Source organism: Pedobacter sp. JY14-1, from assembly GCF_029269825.1.
Taxonomy (GTDB): domain Bacteria; phylum Bacteroidota; class Bacteroidia; order Sphingobacteriales; family Sphingobacteriaceae; genus Pedobacter.
Genome location: NZ_JARJHU010000002.1, coordinates 24,996 through 42,463 on the forward strand (window position 1 = coordinate 24,996; position 17,468 = coordinate 42,463).

Genomic DNA, 17,468 nt, shown 5'->3' on the forward strand with positions numbered 1-17,468 from the left:
GGACGGCGAAATTATTCATACTTTAAAACAGATAAAACATCAAATTGTAATGTTTCTTTTCGCAAGATGTTTGTAACTAAACATTTGCAGAAAAAGTATGAAGTGATTAATTAATAAGCGCAAAAAAATATTAGACAGGCATGTGACGATGTACCAGTCTTAAGGCAAATTCAAGCTGCTCCGCAGGGTTCAGGTCAGTATTGTCAAGTATGATCGCATCTTCAGCCCTTGTTAAGGGACTTTCTGCACGTGTGGTGTCTGCATAGTCACGATGGGCCAGATTCTCGAAGACTTCTTCCAGCGTGGTGGTCGTATCTCCTTTACTTTGCAGTTCCCTAAATCTTCTTTCCGCCCTGATCTTCGGGTCAGCTGTCATAAAAAACTTCACCTGGGCATCCTCAAAGACAGTGGTGCCTATGTCCCTTCCGTCCATTACAATATTTTCAGACCTGCCCATACGCTGCTGCTGCTTCACCATTTCCTGTCTTACCAGCTTATTTGCGGAGACCTCGCTTACCCGCTGAGATACATACATCTGTCTGATCTCATCAGAGACCTCCTCTCCGTTAAGGGTAATGTGGGATTCATAATCACGCGAGTGAAAATTCAATGTAATATGTTGCAAGGCATCACGTACCGCATCTTCATTCCCTGTATCCACATGATTGCGCAAAAAATATAGTGTCACCGCCCTGTACATCGCACCGCTGTCTATATAAATAAAACCTAGTTTTTTAGCCAAAGCCTTTGCCAAAGTACTTTTTCCGCAGGAAGAGTAGCCATCTATAGCAACAACCAGGTTTTTTCTCATAGTGATGCAAAATTAGTTTTTTTCGCGGTTACATTTGCAGAATGTTACCAATTAGAGAAGACGTCCTTCGCGCAGCGGTTTTCAGAAATTCGAGGAGCGGGGGTAAAGGCGGGCAAAATGTAAATAAGGTATCCAGTAAAGTAGAACTGATCCTGGATATCAAACTTCTTTCCACTTTGAACCCCGAAGAAGCGACGTTGTTACAAGAGCGCCTGGCCGGTCGGCTGGACAAAGAAGGCTTGCTCCATATCGTATCGCAGGAAGACAGAAGCCAGTTCATCAACCGCGAGAAAGCAGTCGTAAAAACGCTGGAACTGCTAAAGTCAGCACTTCAGGTCAGGAAAAAGCGCAAGCCGACGAAAATCTCGCAGGCAGGGGTACGCAGACGCCTTATAAACAAGCGGTCGACAGCCGCTAAGAAAACGATGCGCAGGCGTCCGCAGGAAGATGGATAAGCGCTTAGTTGAAGCGATAGAACATGGTGATCGAACCAAACTGATGCGCCACAGCCGTACTCCTGATCTCTCTGGTCTTGAACAGCATTCCGAAATCCAGTGTAAAGCGCTGCGAACTGTAGTTAACACCAACCTGTTGGGCAAACACGATCTTTCTGGTCCCAAAGGTGACCGGGCTGCGGTCATTAAACATGCTGCCCTGGACAGTTGCGTCATAGCCGACAAAATTGAGCTGGGGTTTGGCGTAAAAAAACAATTCCCGCTTTATCAGTCCCCGGGTTTTGGCATGGTTGCCGATAACAGCGTTGGTATAACCCGAGTTGAACAGCTGATTGATCCTTCCGCCCCGGAAAAGTACACCTGCACCTGCACCGCTGAAGGTGGTACCTGCGTTGACATATCCCTCAAAAGATAGGTCTGCATCATTTCCGGCAGACCTGTACATCAGCTTCGTATATTGTGCAGAAACGTTTACTGAAAATTCATCACGGATCTGGTATTCCCATCCGCCCAGTTTATAAAATCCTATGGTGTTGTGCAACAGCTCTTGGGCATCTTCAGCAAGTGATCTGGGGCCTGTAGTGCCCACTTCGGCGCTGGCCTTCCATGTACTTTCATTGCTACGGAACCAGCTTAAGGCAAACCCGCCATATAGATACCCGGCAAAAGGCCTGTCCTGTTTGAGCGGGTTAGGGACATAGCCCGACTTAGGATTGTACATCTTTTGGCCCGCCGTAAACTCATAAATCTTTTTCTCCAGTCCGGGTTTCAATTCTTGCTGATTGGCCGAATGCCGGAAATAAATGAACAGGCCGTTGGTATAATAACGGTCAGAACCTTGTGCCAGGTAAGAATCATTATCGCTTCTGAAACCAAATTCATTTTTAAAATCCTGTGCGCCTGCACTGCAGCAGCACAGCAGTACAAGAACAGTGGCGGGAAAGAGTTTTAGGATGGTCTTCAATGGGTTTGGTCAGGTTAATTTACAGCAGCCGGCAGCTTTACCGATAGTTTCTGAGGGTTCTTGACTTTTTCTTTGGTAAGGGCAAGCTGTATTACCTCTTTCATTTCCGAAACATAGTGAAAGTTCAGGTCTTTAATGTAGGTTTCTTTAATTTCCAGTACGTCCTTCCGGTTTGACTTGCACAGGATGATATCTGTGATATTTGCACGTTTTGCGGCAAGTATCTTTTCCTTAATGCCACCGACCGGCAATACCTTTCCCCTGAGTGTAATCTCACCGGTCATAGCTAGTTTACTCCTTACTTTGCGTTGTGTAAACGCAGATGTAAGTGCAGTAAGCATCGTCACACCCGCAGAGGGTCCGTCTTTAGGTGTCGCCCCGGCCGGAACATGCACATGCACATCCCATTGGTCAAACAAGGCTACATCAATGTCAAAGAGGTCCGCATGGGCTCTTAGATAGGCCAGTGCAATAATAGCAGATTCCTTCATCACATCTCCCAGGTTACCTGTCAGTGTAAGTTTTCCTTTTCCCGGGCTCAGGCTCGCTTCAATAAAGAGAATGTCGCCGCCTGCCGATGTCCAGGCCAGCCCGGTAACTACACCGGCCGTTTCATTGCCCTCGTAAAGATCCTTGTCATAAAGCGGCGCACCCAATATATTCAACACATCCTTTTGGCTCAGGTTAATATCATAAGCTTCTTCCATGGCAATTTTAGTGGCAACGCCTCTGACCAGAGAACCGATCTTTTTCTCCAGTCCTCTAACGCCCGATTCCCGTGTATAATCCTCAATTACTTTTTCAATCAGGGTATTTTTCAGTGCAATATCCTTAGGATTAATGCCATGTTGCTCGCGTTGTTTGGGCAAAAGATATTTTTTTGCAATTTCAATCTTCTCTTCAATCGTATAGCCATTTACCTCAATAATCTCCATACGGTCCAGCAAGGCCGGCTGTATCGAACTCAAAGAGTTCGCCGTAGCTATAAAAAGCACATTGGAAAGGTCGTAATCTGCCTCTACATAATGATCGTTAAAAGCACTGTTCTGCTCCGGATCGAGTACCTCCAGCAAGGCAGACGAAGGGTCACCCCTGAAATCCGCGCCTACCTTATCAATCTCATCCAGTACAAATACAGGGTTATCTGCCCCAGCCTTCTTAATGGACTGAATGATACGTCCCGGCATTGCGCCAATATAAGTCTTACGGTGTCCCCTGATTTCGGCTTCGTCACGGATACCACCCAGTGCCATCCTTACATATTTCCGGTTCAGTGCCTTCGCAATGGACTTGCCCAGAGAAGTCTTGCCTACCCCCGGAGGGCCTACAAGACAAAGAATAGGGGCTTTCATGTCACGCTTCAGCTTCAGTACCGCAAGATATTCTATAATGCGTTTTTTTACCTTTTCAAGTCCAAAGTGGTCTTTGTCAAGAATACGCTGGGCACGTTTCAGATCAAAATTATCCTTGGTAAATTCTCTCCAGGGAAGATCGACTAAAAGTTCCAGGTAATTAAGCTGCACCGAATAGTCCGGCGCCGCAGGGTTCATCCTGCCCAGTTTCTCCAGTTCTTTCGCGAAATGCTTCTCTACCTCTGCGGACCACTTCTTCTTTTTTGCACGGTCCTGAAGCGACTGGTATTCCAGATCAGATGAATTTCCCCCCAGTTCCTCCTGAATGGTTTTCAACTGCTGGTTCAGGAAATAATCACGCTGCTGTTTGTCCAGATCGGTGCGTACCTTGCTCTGAATCTGGTTTTTCAGTTCCAGCATCTGCAGCTCCAATGTCAGCAGTTCCATTACCATATCTGCCCGGTCGCGTAAATTATCCATCTCCAGCATTTTCTGCTTGTCTGCCACGTCGGCATTCATGTTGGACGAAATGAAGTTGATCAGGAATGAAGTACTTTCAATGTTCTTTAACGCAATCCCTGCTTCACTGGGGATGTTCGGAGAGAGCTGTATAATCTGCGAAGACATCTCCTTGATCGAAGCAACCAGGGCCTTAAACTCCTTATCTTCCTTATGTTTGGTCTCTGCAAATTTGGTGATCATTACCTTAATGTATGGCTCAGACTGAAGCTGTTCCACCAGGCGGAAGCGCTGTTTTCCCTGTATGATGACCGTTGTATTTCCGTCCGGCATCTGAAGCATCTTAATGATATGGGCTACTGTACCTACACTGTTAAGTTGTTCAAAGGAGGGATCTTCGATGGTTACATCCTTTTGAGAGACCACACCAATGATCCGGGTTCCCTTATATGCATCCTTGATCAGTTTAATGGATTTGTCACGTCCGACCGTAATCGGGATGACAACCCCCGGAAAAAGAACGGTGTTCCTTAGCGGTAAGATGGGAAGGACTTCCGGTGTTTCCTCGTTGTTCATATCATCTTCATCCTGTTGCGACATCAACGGAAAAAACTCAGTATCCTCATTTATTATAGGAAGTGCGTGACTGAAATCAAATTGATCCTGTTTGCTCATTAAATACAATATAAATTAAAAACGACAATCTGGCAGCTGTCATTTGAAAAATTAACAATTTCTTATGCAGATGCATATTTTCAACAGCTATGCCAAAAAGATGTATTGCTGGTATCCATGCTAAAAAGTCAGGCATTCAAACAAAATAAGTGCATTATTTATCATATTTTGAGTTCTCCTTCGTTAATAGCATATTTACCGGTAATTTAAGTCACCTTAGACATTGATTAATGAACCATATCAAACAAACGGTTTTGATTTCCCTGCTAGCTTCTGCGATCGGGGTGAGCGCACAGAGTAACAGCTACGATAAACTGGGTATGCAAGCCTGGATGAAGGGCGATTACAAGACAGCTGTAACCCAATTGGAAAAAGCCGATGTCAAGGAGCCCAATAATACCAACATCCTGAAAATGCTGGGTTACTCTTATTACCAATGTGGAGATTTTGAGAATGCGATAACTACCTACAGCAAGTTTATCGCGTTAAAACCAGCAGATTATTCTGCCTACTATTACAGAGGCAAAGCAAGGCTTAATGTCGCCAACGACCCTAAGGAGTCTCTTAACGAAATGCGGGAGAACTTTTACCTTTCAGCCATCAGGGATTTTACGAAAGCCATTGAAATCAAGGGAGAAGAAGAGGACGCACAGCTTTTCCAGAACAGGGCGCTTGCCTATAAGGACTATGGTATTTACAAATCTTACAAGATCAGGAAATCTGCAGAAAGGAAAGCCTGTATTGAACTGTTCAATAGCTCCATTGCAGACTTCAATAAAATACTGGTCACCCAGCCGCTGCGAAAAGATATTATTTCCCTGATCGATTATGTCAAAGCTCAGGCCTCAAGTCTCAAGTAATTCTTATTCTTTCATTTTCAGTGTTACCCGGTAGCGCTTTGGCTCCAGAAATCTGATTTGCTGTGTCTTCCGCAATTCATAAATGCTATCAGGGAAATAGGTGAGCGTATCTGCTGAAGCGTAAAGCATGTTGGTATTTCTTATTAAGATATAGATCCCTTTGAGCCGCCCCTTTTGTTTAATGATCTTTAATTCCTTGACATTGATCTTTTTATCATCCGACCGATAGCTCACCGTGCTGTCTGTTTTTTCAGTGTCAGCAGTAAAATAACCACTCCAGGCAGTTTTGTTGATGTCCGCTGCCGACAATGCAGACAGCTCGTTTCTCCAATCGGCGATCTTGATGCGTTTGTGCTCGGCAGATCCGTTGACAGCGACTGTTTTATGTATGAGGGGGTTTTCTTTCGATAAGCGGGATATTTCTTTGTTGACATAGCCTTCCAGATCAAAGTAAATACCCTTATCCTTTTTTTCCTTCCCGGATGGGCTGCACCCGGAAAGAAAAAAAAAGAAGCTTAAGTATAAAGAAACATATCTCATGAAATAAGGCTGTTGCCGGTCATGATCTCTGGTTTAGGGATATCCATCAGCTGCAGGATGGTAGGCGCTACATCTCCCAGCTTTCCATCACTGATGTGCTTGTAATCATTATCGATCAGTATACAAGGGACAAGATTGGTCGTATGCGCAGTGTTTACCGAACCATCAGGGTTCAGCATATATTCCGAGTTGCCATGGTCAGCAAGGATAATAAACGAATAACCATTTTCAATGCCTTTGTTTACCACCTGTCCGGCGCAACTGTCAGCGGTTTCCACAGCCTTTACCACAGCTTCAAATACACCGGTATGGCCTACCATATCCGGATTGGCAAAATTCAGGCAGATGAAATCAGCCCACCCGCGCTCTATTTCCTTAATGATTGCTTCAGTGATGCCTGCCGCACTCATCTCGGGTTGCAGATCATAGGTAGCTACCTTAGGCGATGGAATCAGAATACGCTTTTCATCCTCAAACTCCTGCTCTCGGCCACCGGAGAAGAAGAACGTGACGTGCGGATATTTTTCCGTTTCCGCAATGCGGATCTGGCGCTTATGGTGCTTTTCAAGTACTTCCCCCAGCGTTTGTGAAAGATCATCTTTGGTAAAGATGACTTTTACATTTCTGAAGTTCTCATCATAAGTGGTCATTGTCACATAGTACAGGTCGAGTTTATGCATGCCGAAGTCCGGATAGTCCGTCTGGCTCAGGGCAGAGGTAATTTCACGGCCGCGGTCCGTCCTGTAGTTGAAGCAAATAACCACATCACCAGATTGTATCGTTGCTACAGGCGCGCCCTTCTCATCCGTGAGAACCACCGGTTTTACAAATTCGTCGGTAATGCCTTCTTCATATGATTGCTCAATAGCGGCAACTGCATCCCTGGCAGGTTCGCCAATGCCCCTGGTAAGCAAGTCATAAGCCAGTTTTACCCGCTCCCAGCGGTTGTCGCGGTCCATCGCATAATAACGGCCCACCATACTTGCCAGCTTCACCGAAGAGTTTTCCAGGTGCTGCTGCAGGTTACCGATAAACTTTGCCCCTGAATTCGGGTCCGTGTCCCTGCCATCGAGGAAAGCATGTATGTAAGCCTGTTTCACACCGCTTTCGTCAGCGGCGTCACACAGTGCCTTCAGGTGGTCAATGTGCGCATGTACACCACCGTCGGAGACCAGGCCGATAAAATGTACCGAGCGTCCGTTCCTTCTGGCGTTCTCAAATGCGGCAAGAAGTACCGGGTTGCTGTGTAGTGTACGATCGCTGATTGCTTTGTTGATCCTGCCCAGTTCCTGATAGACGACACGGCCTGCACCCAGGTTCATGTGACCTACTTCAGAATTTCCCATTTGTCCGGCAGGCAGGCCTACCGCCTCTCCGGAGGCCTCAAGCCTGGAATTAGGATATTTTTTCAGTAAGGAGTCAAAAAAGGGTGTGTTTGCAGCATAAGCTGCATCGGAGCTGTCCTGCTTTCCATATCCCCATCCGTCGAGAATGATCAGCGCTACTTTTTTGTTGTTCATGCGTGGTTATTTTAACATTAGAGCGGCAATGCCGGGTAGGGCAAATATAAGGTTTTTGCAGAAAGATGGCATAGTTTGTGTATATGCATAGCTGTTAGCTATATATGGAAGAATGGTAAAGCCGTTGATTTCTTTAGTCCTGTTGTTTGTCAATGTTTCGTCATTGCTTGTCAGTCAAGCTGATATCATAGATAGTTTATCTGCACATTTTAAAAACGCGAATGCCAAAGAAGTCGCTGCAAGCTTCTCTCCATCTGTAGACCTGATCATTATTGACGAAGAAGATGTCTATTCCAAGGCACAGGCCGAACAGATACTGAGGAGTTTTTTCTCAAAATATCCACCCACAAGATCCGTCATTATACACCGGCTAAACACCAATCCCAACTACCGCTACGGGGCACTTTCTTTGACCACCAAAAACGGAACTTTCCGCGTTTCGATTACCCTGAAAAAATCCGGCAACAGCTTTTTTATTACAGAATTGAGGATTGAAACGGAGAAATAGTTTCCAAAATGCTATTTTTGGGTTTAATTTAAAACTTTGGATAAGCAGATTACAGATGATTTTATCGCCAATGCCATTGCAGAAGATCAGGGCGACGGCGATCATACCTCGCTTTCCACTATACCTGCCGGTGCGCAGGGAAGGGCAAAGCTACTGATCAAGGAAGCTGGTGTCCTGGCAGGAGTGGAACTGGCCCTGGAGATCTTCCGGAAGATAGACCCCAGCCTTCAGACAGAAGTTTTTATTTCCGATGGAAAGCCCGTTAGCTATGGAGATGTCGCTTTTACAGTTTCGGGAAGCATCCACTCTATTTTACTGGCTGAACGCCTTGTGCTCAACTGTATGCAGCGTATGAGTGGTATTGCCACGCAAACGGATGCTATCGTACGTTTACTGTCCCCGTATCAAACCAAACTTTTGGATACCCGCAAAACTACTCCCGGGTTAAGAATACTGGAGAAGTGGGCGGTACGTATTGGCGGAGGGGTCAATCACCGTTCCGGCCTTTATGATATGATCCTCATTAAGGACAATCATGTAGACTATGCGGGAGGTATTACCAATGCCATTGCTGCAGCAAACAGCTATCTAACCGACAAACACAAGAACTTACAGATTGAGATTGAGGTCAGAAACCTCACCGAGCTGGAAGAAGTACTGGACTACGGCCATGTCGACCGTATTATGCTGGATAATTTTAACTTTGACGACCTCAAAGCAGCGGTAGTCCGTATCGATGGCCGGTATATTACCGAGGCGTCGGGTGGCATTACCCGGGAGAATGTAGCCGAGTATGCCAAATGCGGTGTAGATTATATCTCTATCGGTGCGCTTACCCATTCTGTGAAGAGTTTAGACATGAGTTTAAAGGCATTCTGATCTTATGGTTTCCATTTATTCCATATCGGCAGTATTGCTGGCCTATTTGTTTGGTTCTATACCCACTGCTGTGTGGCTGGGACAAGCATTTTATGGCATAGACGTCAGGGAATACGGAAGTGGTAATGCAGGGGCCACCAATACCTTTCGTGTGCTTGGCAAAAAAGCGGGCATTGCAGTGATGGTGATCGATATTGCCAAGGGTTACACGGCTACCCAGCTGGCCTATTTCATAGGAATGTCTGTGACGGGACCTTCCAGTTCTTCTCAGTTTACCAATTATCAGCTTGCACTCGGCGTAACCGCCGTCATGGGACACCTTTTTCCGGTGTTTGCCGGTTTTCGGGGCGGGAAGGGCGTAGCTACGCTTTTTGGAATGATTTTGGCAGTGAACTTCAATGCAGCTATGCTTTGCGTTCTGGTCTTTGTGGTTGTCCTTCTGGCTACCAAATATGTGTCTCTGAGCTCTATCTGTGCCGGGTTTACCTTCCCGCTCAGTATTGTGTTCCTTTTTCACTCTTCGGTAAAATCAGAAGTGCTCTATGGAATGTGTGTATGTGTATTGATCCTGGTTACCCATCAGAAAAACCTCGAGCGTCTGCTCAAAGGCAAGGAATCCAAAGTTTATCTGTTTAAAAAGAAAACGAATTAAAAATCTACCTTATGAAAAAACTATGGATTTTAGGTGTGGGCATTATCTTCATGGCCTTTTCATCTTGTTCTACTGTGCCGCTTACCGGGCGGAGCAGGTTGAACCTGGTCAGTGACGAACAGGTTTTACCAATGGCCTTCCAGGCTTATGGTGAGTTTCTTACCGAAAATAAAGGTGCGGTGCTTCCGTCTTCCAGTTCACAGGCGCAGCGGGTCAAGAACATTGGCAATAAACTCATTGCTTCCGTTAAGAACTATATGAACAGTAATAACTACGGCGATCTCATCAAAAATTACCAGTGGGAAGTCAACGTAGTCGAGAGCAAGGAACTCAATGCATGGTGTATGCCGGGAGGAAAGATTGTGGTCTATACCGGTATACTGCCGGTCACTAAGGACGATGCCGGTCTTGCCACCGTAATGGGGCACGAAATTGCACATGCCATTGCGGGGCATAGTGCAGAACGTATGTCGCAGGAAATGGTTTCTCAGGGACTTGGTGTAGCTGGCAATGTAGCCTTGTCTAAAAACCCTAAAACACAATCCATCTTTAATACCTTATACGGTGTGGGCACGCCGCTTGTTATGCTTAAATATTCCCGTAACCAGGAACTTGAGGCAGACAGGCTGGGCCTTATCTTTATGGCCATGGCCGGTTACAATCCTCAGAATGCCATCGGCTTCTGGGAAAGAATGGCTTCGGCTTCTCAAAGCAGTCAGAAACCGCCTGAATTTCTAAGCACTCACCCCAGTGATGCCACACGTATTGCCCAAATCCAGCGTGTGCTGCCGGAAGCCAAAAAATACTACAAACCTTAATGGTAATGCGTTCAGCTATGGTCAGCTTTAATAGCCCTGATCATAGCTGAAGCTTTTAAAAGACATTCCTCATATTCTGCTTCGGCATCCGAAGCATGTGTAATTGCGCCGCCTACCTGGAAAGACAGGTATTGCCGGTCTGCAGCATAAAGTATACTTCGGATAATTACATTAAAATCGAAATCGCCATCAGGGCTTATATAACCAAAGGCACCGGAGTATGCACCGCGCCTGCTGGCTTCATATTGTTCGATCAGTTGCATCGCCCTTACCTTCGGGGCCCCGGTCATTGAGCCCATAGGAAATGCATTGCTTATCGCTTCCACAAGATGTATATCCTCCATCAGCTCACAACTGACCGTAGAGATCATCTGGTAAACCTGCGGGAAAGGATAAATGCCAAAAAGTTCATCTACCCTTACACTGCCCTTAACCGCACTTCGGGTCAGGTCATTGCGCACAAGGTCCACGATCATTACATTTTCCGTTTGTTCTTTCAGATCTTCCCGGAGCCCTTTTTTTATGGCCTCATCTTCTTCCCGGCCCGATCCGCGTTTTGCCGTGCCTTTTATCGGTTGCGACAGAAGTCTTCGGCCCCGCTTACAAAGGAATCTTTCAGGGCTAGCGGAGAGGATGTACTTATCTTCAATTCTGAAAAAGCCGGAAAAAGGGGTCGGGGAAACCTGGTTCAGACGATTGAACAAGGCGAGCGGATCAATCAGGGCATGTTCTGCAAAAAATTCCTGGCAAAAATTCACCTCGTAAATGTCGCCGCGCGCGATATGTTCCTGCAACAGCCTGACGGTTTCCAGGTATTGCGACTTTGATATCCTGCTTTTAACTTCAATGTCAGCAGTTCTGACTTCGCTGAGTTTTACGTCATCTATCTGTAGCAGCACACAGGTATCATCCGTCAGCACCTCTGCTTCCCCGTTCCTCACAGCAATCAGATGCAGGGGTACAAAGAAAAACAACTGAGGAAAGGACAAATGATCAGCATGGCCGGAACTCAGGTGTTCTGTCTCATTTTTCAGATCGTAACTGAACAGACCAAACATCCAGGTTTTATGGATTTCATAGAAATTTTTCAGGGCTGTAAAACAATGCCCGTCATCTGGCATGATACAAGTCTTAACCCCTGCTGCAAGTACGAAATCAAACTGCCCGTAAGGGTCGTCATACCCGTTGGAATCCAGGCAGCAGTATACGTCAAATGCCGCTGCCCACTGTATAGCTTTTTGCTTGAAATCCGTTAAGTCCCTTATCTTCATTTTTTGCGCCGGCAAATGCAGAAATACAGGCTTACCGGTAATAAACTAACCCAGGGTAAGCGTCTGAATCCGGTCAGGTCCCACGGAAAGGAATTTTACCGGTACCCCCAGCTCCTTTTCCAGGAACGCAATGTAATCAGAAAGTTCTGCCGGAATTTCCTCAACTCCCCTGATGCCGGTAATGTCCGTTTTCCAGCCTTTTACTTCCTTCAGTACCGGTACCGGTTTTACCGAAATGATGTCGTAAGGCATATAGTCGATGGTTTCGCCATTATGTTCGTAATGCGTACACACGTAGATCGTGTCAAAGCCATCCAGTACATCCGCCTTCATCATGATCAGTTCAGATACACCGTTCAGCATGATCGCATATTTTAATGCAGGCAGGTCGATCCATCCGCAACGGCGGGCACGTCCGGTAGTGGCGCCGAATTCATGGCCTACACTGCGAAGCGTTTCACCCGTTTCGTCTTCCAGTTCAGTAGGGAAGGGGCCTCCGCCCACGCGGGTACAGTAAGCCTTGAAAATACCGAATACCTTGCCGATAGCGGTTGGTGCAATGCCAAGTCCTGTGCAGGCTCCGGCAGTGGTCGTATTCGAGGAAGTTACAAAAGGGTAGGAACCGAAATCTACATCCAGCAAGGTGCCCTGGGCACCCTCAGCAAGTACAGTTTTTCCAGACTTCAGATAGCCGTTTACAAAATGCTCGCTGTCCACATGAGGAATGGCCCTTAGGAATTCAACGGCTTCAAAGAACGCCGCTTCTTTTTCAGTCAGGTCATACTGGAAATCATAGTGTGCCAGCATTTCCTTATGCTTTTCTACCAGCTTGTCGTAACGTTCCTTAAAGTCAGGTAAGGTCGTGTCGCCAACCCTCAGCCCGTTACGGCCTGTTTTGTCCATATAGGTCGGTCCGATACCTTTCAGGGTAGAACCAATTTTATTCTTGCCCATCTTCTGCTCATTGGCAGCATCCAGCAACTGATGCGTAGGCAGGATCAGGTGTGCCTTACGGGCGATCACCAGCTTTCCGGCTGCTACAGGATCATGCCCTGCAGCTTTCAGGTTGTCAAGTTCACGTTTCAGGATGATCGGGTCAATGACCACGCCGTTCCCGATGAGGTTCATGGTTTTTTCGTTGAAAATACCAGAGGGGATTGTATTCAGTACAAACTTCTTACCATCAAACTCCAATGTATGTCCCGCATTCGGGCCGCCCTGGAAACGGGCGATCAGGTCATACTTGGGACTAAGCACATCAACAATTTTTCCCTTGCCTTCATCGCCCCATTGCAGGCCTAGAAGCACGTCTACTTGCGTCATTATCAGAAATTAAGAATAGAAATTTATAATTGGTTTAACTTGCGTTTTTGATACTGGGCTGCTGGTTGTTCATTGCGGCTTTGGCAGAACAGTCAAAGCATACTCCATAAAGGTTCAGCGAATGGTGTTTGATGTCAAATTTCAGCAACTCGCCCACCATACTCTGAATCTGATGGATGCGCGGGTCGCAAAATTCCACCACCTTACCACAATCGATGCAGATCACATGGTCATGCTGATGATAACCGTAAGACTTCTCGAACTGAGCCATATTCTTTCCAAACTGGTGTTTGGTGACCAGGTCGCAGGATACCAGCAGTTCAAGTGTATTGTAAACAGTAGCCCTGCTCACGCGGTACTTCTGGTTCTTCATGTGGATGTAAAGTGTCTCCACGTCAAAATGGTCATCACGTGAGTAGATCTCTTCGAGGATCGCAAAACGCTCAGGCGTTTTTCTCAGGCTCTTGTTTTCGAGATAGGCTTCGAATATCTTTCTGACCAGCTCGCTGTTATGGTTTGCAGACATATTTAAAATCTCCTTCCAAAGGTATCATTTTTTATCTAAAACGCTAGCGGATAATCGCAAATTACGCATCGAACCGCGTTACACCCGTCACGCCTTTTACCTTCATCAGGTTTTCGATCAGCCGGTCCAGGTGGTCCGTATCGTTCACGTAGATCATGATAGATCCGTCAAAAATGCCATTGTCCGTATCCACCGTAATCGACCGCATGTTCACTTTGAAATCATTGGAGATCACCTTGGTAATGTTATTGATTAGCCCGACATCATCGATACCCACAATGTGCAGCCCGGTCAGAAAAGTGAGTTCCCGCTGGCTGTTCCATTTGGCTTTCACGACACGGTAGCCATAGTTGGCCATCAGCTGTGCAGCATTGGGGCAGTTCGTCCGGTGGATCTTAATGCCTTCGTTCACCGTAACAAACCCAAATACGTCATCTCCCGGTATCGGATTGCAGCAGGCCGCCAATGTATAGTCGATCTTCTGCATATCTTCCCCGATCAAGAGGGTATCCGATTCCGCAGTCTTTACACGGCTCAGCAGATTTTCGATCTGCTGGTATTCTGTACGCTCGGGCCGCTCATGAACAACCTTGTTATCTACCTCTTTTTCACTGGAGAGGTATTCCCTCAGGTCCTTCAGCTCTATCTTGCCGTTAGCAACGGCAATGAACAGATCTTGGGTCGAAGGCAGTTTAAAGAAATAGCTCAGTTTGTTCAGGTTGTCTGTGCTGTAGGTGATCTTCAATGATTTCAGCTTCCGCTCCAATATCTCTTTGCCCGTCTCGGCGATCTTGCGTTTCTCCTCCTTCAGCGACGACTTGATCTTTGACTTGGCCTTTGCCGTCATCACAATATTCAGCCAGTCCTCCTTTGGTGCCTGTTTCCCCGAGGTAATGATTTCTACCTGGTCGCCATTCTGGAGTTTATACGACAACGGCACCAGCTTATGGTTCACCTTGGCCCCGATACATTTAGCCCCGATATCGGTATGGATCTCAAAGGCAAAATCGAGTGCCGTAGCACCCTGAGGCAACTGGATTAAAGCACCTTTAGGCGTAAAGATGAAGATTTCATCGGAAAACAGGTTCATTTTGAAGTCGTCCAGGAAGTCCAGTGCGTTCGCTTCAGGGTTACTCAGCATCTCCCGTACCTTCATGATCCACTGGTCGAGCCCATTGTCATTGCTCGACTCCTTGTATTTCCAGTGGGCAGCAAAGCCCTTTTCCGCAATTTCGTTCATTCGCTGCGTACGGATCTGTATCTCCACCCATTGTCCTTTCGGCCCCATTACCGTAGTATGCAGCGATTCGTATCCATTTCCCTTAGGGGAAGAGACCCAGTCCCGCAACCGGTCCGGGTTAGGGCGGTATAAGTCCGTAACGATAGAGTATGCCTTCCAGCAGTCCGCCTTTTCTCTTTCCGGCGGGCTGTCCAGGATGATCCTGATCGCAAACAAATCGTAAACCTCCTCAAAGGGAATGTTCTTGCTCTTCATCTTGTTCCAGATCGAGTGGATCGATTTTGGCCGTCCGTATACATCCGCGACCAGCCCCTGTTCAGCCAGAATTTCGTTGATAGGCTCCACAAAGCGTTTAATGAACATGGACCGTTCCGCTTTTTTCTCATTCAGTTGCGTAGCAATGTATTTATAAGTATCAGGTTCCAGGTACTTCATCGAAAGGTCTTCCAGTTCCGATTTGATCGCATACAATCCCAGACGGTGTGCCAGCGGCGCGTACAGGTATATCGTCTCCGATGCGATCTTCAATTGCTTCTGCCTGGGCATGAAATCCATTGTCCGCATATTGTGCAGGCGGTCAGCCAGTTTGATCAGGATCACACGGACATCGTCTGCCAGTGTTAGGAGCATCTTCCGGAAGTTTTCCGCCTGCAGGGAACTGTTATAATCAAACACACCCGAGATCTTGGTCAGCCCGTCAATGATCCGGGCAGTCTTTTTGCCAAATTCACGTTCGATATCCTCTAATGTAATGTCTGTATCTTCCACTACGTCATGCAGCAGCGCACAGACAATTGAGGTTGTGCCCAGTCCGATCTCCTCGGCCGCAATCTGCGCGACCGCTATCGGGTGGTAAATATATGGCTCTCCGGATTTTCTGCGCATGTTCTTATGGCTTTCCAGTGCCATATCAAAAGCCTTCCGGATCTCCTTTTTATCCCCCCGCTGCATGGTCGGCTTGCAGGCCCTGAGCAAGGCCCTGTACCTTTTCAGTATCTCCTGTTTTTCCGCCTCTAAATCAATCACTAACGCGTTCTTCATCGATCTGTCTCTTTTCCGTAATTTTGTGCAAATATGATACTAATAAATACAATAATTTTTCATTTTTTGTGTTTTCCTTCTGGTTGATAAACAAAAGTTTCAAATGAGCAAATCATTGATAAATTGCCTTTAAAAGCTTATATTAGGGATATAAATTTATGAAATTTTATAGGTTATTTATTCTGTTTATTGTCATTATTGCCAGCCGAAATGCGATGGCTCAGGATAAGTATGCAACCGTGAAGATGCCCGTGCTGGGTAAAAATGATACCATACGGGTAGCGGGTACAGCTGTAGACGGAGAAATGATTCCCTGGATACCCCTGCATGAAGTCGTCATCTACGGTACACGCATCTTCAAGACACCCGGCGACCGGGCCGCTTACAACCGGCTCCGGTATAATGTCATGAAGGTAATGCCCTATGCGCTGTATGCCAAGAGACGTTATGAACAGCTCGAGCGGGATATCGCAGTTACTACAGATAAAAAGCAGCAGAAGGAACTTGTAAAACAATGCGATAAGGAAATCAAAGACATGTTCAACCGCGAGATCAAGGAGCTCACGATTACGCAGGGCCAGATACTGACCAAGCTCATCGACCGGGAAGTCGGTCGTACCACTTATGAAATTGTCAAAGAGACAAAAGGCGGGTTTACCGCATTTGTCTATCAGTCTGTTGCGCGGGTAGTAGGGCATAACCTGAAGAGTACCTACGATGTTCAGGAAGACAGGGATATCGAATCCATCATCATTTCTTCGGGATATTATCAGTAATTTTTCCCTTTTTTGCAGGGAACAAAACCAAAGACATCATGAAACTAGACATCCTCGTCCTGGCTGTACATCCGGACGACGCAGAACTCGGTTGTTCAGGGACTATCGCCAGATATATTGCAGAAGGCAGGAAAGTAGGGATCGTTGACTTTACCCGTGGCGAGCTGGGTACCCGCGGCAGCGCCGAGATCCGTGATCAGGAGGCAGCAGACTCTGCCCGTATCCTCGGCCTGCATGTTCGCGAGAACCTCCGTTTTCGGGACGGTTTTTTTAAGAACGATGAGCCGCACCAGATGGCCGTCGTCCGCATGCTCCGGAAGTACAGGCCCGAAATAGTGCTTACCAATGCCCTTGAAGACCGCCATCCGGATCATGGCCGTGCAGGAGACCTCTCCAACGACGCCTGTTTCCTGTCCGGGTTGCCGCGCATCAGTTCTCAGGACAATGGACAGGAGCAGGAGGCCTGGCGCCCGAGGCTTGTCCTGCAGTTCATCCAGGACCGCTATCTCAAACCAGACGTCATCATTGACATCACACCCTATATGGATACCAAAATTGCATCCATCAAGGCATTCAGGACCCAGTTCCTCAGTCCAGGCGGGGAACAGCCCCAAACTTATATTTCCTCACCCGATTTCTTTGAAAGTGTCATCGGCAGGGCCAGGGAATTTGGTAAATCTATCGGTACTACTTACGGTGAAGGATTTACATCCCGCAAGCTGATCGGTGTCGCCAATCTGTTCGAACTGCTTTAAAATAGCGGCGCTTTAATGGATCCGGAAGACCTCTTTTTTCGGG

17 protein-coding genes are annotated in these 17,468 nt (G+C 46.8%); 8 read left to right on the forward strand and 9 right to left on the reverse strand.

The features are described 5' to 3' along the window. Positions 1–130: 130 nt before the first annotated feature. Positions 131–811, reverse strand: a complete 681-nt coding sequence (cmk, locus tag P2W84_RS05180) for a (d)CMP kinase (protein ID WP_276089054.1) — start codon at positions 809–811, stop codon at positions 131–133. Positions 812–852: 41 nt separating this feature from the next. Here cmk and arfB point away from each other — a divergent pair, with 41 nt between their 5' ends. Then, positions 853–1,266 (forward strand): alternative ribosome rescue aminoacyl-tRNA hydrolase ArfB, encoded by a 414-nt coding sequence (gene arfB / locus P2W84_RS05185; protein ID WP_276089055.1) that lies wholly within the window; start codon positions 853–855, stop codon positions 1,264–1,266. Positions 1,267–1,270: 4 nt separating this feature from the next. Here arfB and P2W84_RS05190 read toward each other — a convergent pair whose 3' ends face one another. Beyond that, positions 1,271–2,230, reverse strand: a complete 960-nt coding sequence (locus P2W84_RS05190; RefSeq protein WP_276089056.1) for a lipid A deacylase LpxR family protein — start codon at positions 2,228–2,230, stop codon at positions 1,271–1,273. 14 nt (positions 2,231–2,244) lie between these two features. Continuing rightward, a complete protein-coding gene (gene lon / locus P2W84_RS05195) occupies positions 2,245–4,716 on the reverse strand; it encodes an endopeptidase La (protein WP_276089057.1) in 2,472 nt (823 codons plus the stop codon). 230 nt (positions 4,717–4,946) lie between these two features. On the opposite strand from lon, the gene P2W84_RS05200 reads away from it, so the two are divergent. Further along, the gene (locus P2W84_RS05200; RefSeq protein WP_276089058.1) at positions 4,947–5,576 is read left to right on the forward strand and encodes a tetratricopeptide repeat protein; all 630 of its coding nucleotides are present in this window, start codon (positions 4,947–4,949) and stop codon (positions 5,574–5,576) included. A gap of 3 nt (positions 5,577–5,579) precedes the next feature. Here P2W84_RS05200 and P2W84_RS05205 read toward each other — a convergent pair whose 3' ends face one another. Both P2W84_RS05205 and gpmI read right to left on the reverse strand, forming a co-directional pair. Continuing rightward, complete coding sequence (locus P2W84_RS05205; protein WP_276089059.1) at positions 5,580–6,116, reverse strand: hypothetical protein; 537 nt, start codon at positions 6,114–6,116, stop codon at positions 5,580–5,582. After that, positions 6,113–7,636, reverse strand: a complete 1,524-nt coding sequence (gene gpmI / locus P2W84_RS05210) for a 2,3-bisphosphoglycerate-independent phosphoglycerate mutase (protein WP_276089060.1) — start codon at positions 7,634–7,636, stop codon at positions 6,113–6,115. The genes P2W84_RS05205 and gpmI overlap by 4 nt, the downstream gene beginning before the upstream one ends. A 112-nt stretch (positions 7,637–7,748) precedes the next feature. Here gpmI and P2W84_RS05215 point away from each other — a divergent pair, with 112 nt between their 5' ends. Genes P2W84_RS05215 through P2W84_RS05230 form a run of 4 tightly spaced genes read left to right on the forward strand, consistent with a single transcriptional unit; the run spans position 7,749 to position 10,493 of the window. Next, positions 7,749–8,144 (forward strand): DUF4783 domain-containing protein, encoded by a 396-nt coding sequence (locus P2W84_RS05215; protein ID WP_276089061.1) that lies wholly within the window; start codon positions 7,749–7,751, stop codon positions 8,142–8,144. 36 nt (positions 8,145–8,180) lie between these two features. Beyond that, positions 8,181–9,023 (forward strand): carboxylating nicotinate-nucleotide diphosphorylase, encoded by an 843-nt coding sequence (gene nadC / locus P2W84_RS05220; protein WP_276089062.1) that lies wholly within the window; start codon positions 8,181–8,183, stop codon positions 9,021–9,023. A 4-nt stretch (positions 9,024–9,027) separates the two neighbouring features. After that, a complete protein-coding gene (gene plsY / locus P2W84_RS05225) occupies positions 9,028–9,675 on the forward strand; it encodes a glycerol-3-phosphate 1-O-acyltransferase PlsY (protein WP_276089063.1) in 648 nt (215 codons plus the stop codon). Positions 9,676–9,686: 11 nt separating this feature from the next. Continuing rightward, positions 9,687–10,493 carry a M48 family metallopeptidase gene (locus P2W84_RS05230; protein WP_276089064.1) on the forward strand — a complete coding sequence of 269 codons (807 nt, stop codon included), beginning with the start codon at positions 9,687–9,689 and terminating at the stop codon, positions 10,491–10,493. An 11-nt stretch (positions 10,494–10,504) separates the two neighbouring features. On the opposite strand, the gene P2W84_RS05235 is transcribed toward P2W84_RS05230, so the two are convergent. The 4 genes from P2W84_RS05235 to P2W84_RS05250 all read right to left on the reverse strand — a co-directional run bounded on the left by P2W84_RS05235 (position 10,505) and on the right by P2W84_RS05250 (position 15,894). After that, positions 10,505–11,764 (reverse strand): anthranilate synthase component I family protein, encoded by a 1,260-nt coding sequence (locus tag P2W84_RS05235; RefSeq protein ID WP_276089065.1) that lies wholly within the window; start codon positions 11,762–11,764, stop codon positions 10,505–10,507. A 45-nt stretch (positions 11,765–11,809) separates the two neighbouring features. Continuing rightward, on the reverse strand, positions 11,810–13,087 hold the full coding sequence (locus P2W84_RS05240) for an adenylosuccinate synthase (protein ID WP_276089066.1): 1,278 nt from the start codon (positions 13,085–13,087) through the stop codon (positions 11,810–11,812). Positions 13,088–13,121: 34 nt separating this feature from the next. Continuing rightward, positions 13,122–13,613 (reverse strand): transcriptional repressor, encoded by a 492-nt coding sequence (locus P2W84_RS05245; RefSeq protein WP_276089067.1) that lies wholly within the window; start codon positions 13,611–13,613, stop codon positions 13,122–13,124. A gap of 61 nt (positions 13,614–13,674) precedes the next feature. After that, a complete protein-coding gene (locus tag P2W84_RS05250; protein ID WP_276089068.1) occupies positions 13,675–15,894 on the reverse strand; it encodes a bifunctional (p)ppGpp synthetase/guanosine-3',5'-bis(diphosphate) 3'-pyrophosphohydrolase in 2,220 nt (739 codons plus the stop codon). Positions 15,895–16,052: 158 nt separating this feature from the next. On the opposite strand from P2W84_RS05250, the gene P2W84_RS05255 reads away from it, so the two are divergent. After that, positions 16,053–16,670, forward strand: coding sequence for a DUF4294 domain-containing protein (locus tag P2W84_RS05255; protein ID WP_276089069.1), 618 nt, complete (start codon positions 16,053–16,055; stop codon positions 16,668–16,670). A gap of 38 nt (positions 16,671–16,708) precedes the next feature. After that, positions 16,709–17,425, forward strand: a complete 717-nt coding sequence (gene bshB1, locus P2W84_RS05260; RefSeq protein ID WP_276089070.1) for a bacillithiol biosynthesis deacetylase BshB1 — start codon at positions 16,709–16,711, stop codon at positions 17,423–17,425. Positions 17,426–17,468: the final 43 nt, after the last annotated feature.

Coding starts and splice junctions, on each gene's coding strand:
- P2W84_RS05245 (WP_276089067.1), bottom strand. CDS start 13,613: ATGTCTGCAAACCATAACAGCGAGCTGGTCAGAAAGATATTCGAAGCC.
- P2W84_RS05215 (WP_276089061.1), top strand. CDS start 7,749: ATGGTAAAGCCGTTGATTTCTTTAGTCCTGTTGTTTGTCAATGTTTCG.
- P2W84_RS05230 (WP_276089064.1), top strand. CDS start 9,687: ATGAAAAAACTATGGATTTTAGGTGTGGGCATTATCTTCATGGCCTTT.
- lon (WP_276089057.1), bottom strand. CDS start 4,716: ATGAGCAAACAGGATCAATTTGATTTCAGTCACGCACTTCCTATAATA.
- P2W84_RS05200 (WP_276089058.1), top strand. CDS start 4,947: ATGAACCATATCAAACAAACGGTTTTGATTTCCCTGCTAGCTTCTGCG.
- P2W84_RS05205 (WP_276089059.1), bottom strand. CDS start 6,116: ATGAGATATGTTTCTTTATACTTAAGCTTCTTTTTTTTTCTTTCCGGG.
- cmk (WP_276089054.1), bottom strand. CDS start 811: ATGAGAAAAAACCTGGTTGTTGCTATAGATGGCTACTCTTCCTGCGGA.
- P2W84_RS05255 (WP_276089069.1), top strand. CDS start 16,053: ATGAAATTTTATAGGTTATTTATTCTGTTTATTGTCATTATTGCCAGC.
- bshB1 (WP_276089070.1), top strand. CDS start 16,709: ATGAAACTAGACATCCTCGTCCTGGCTGTACATCCGGACGACGCAGAA.
- P2W84_RS05235 (WP_276089065.1), bottom strand. CDS start 11,764: ATGAAGATAAGGGACTTAACGGATTTCAAGCAAAAAGCTATACAGTGG.
- P2W84_RS05240 (WP_276089066.1), bottom strand. CDS start 13,087: ATGACGCAAGTAGACGTGCTTCTAGGCCTGCAATGGGGCGATGAAGGC.
- gpmI (WP_276089060.1), bottom strand. CDS start 7,636: ATGAACAACAAAAAAGTAGCGCTGATCATTCTCGACGGATGGGGATAT.
- P2W84_RS05250 (WP_276089068.1), bottom strand. CDS start 15,894: ATGAAGAACGCGTTAGTGATTGATTTAGAGGCGGAAAAACAGGAGATA.
- plsY (WP_276089063.1), top strand. CDS start 9,028: ATGGTTTCCATTTATTCCATATCGGCAGTATTGCTGGCCTATTTGTTT.
- arfB (WP_276089055.1), top strand. CDS start 853: ATGTTACCAATTAGAGAAGACGTCCTTCGCGCAGCGGTTTTCAGAAAT.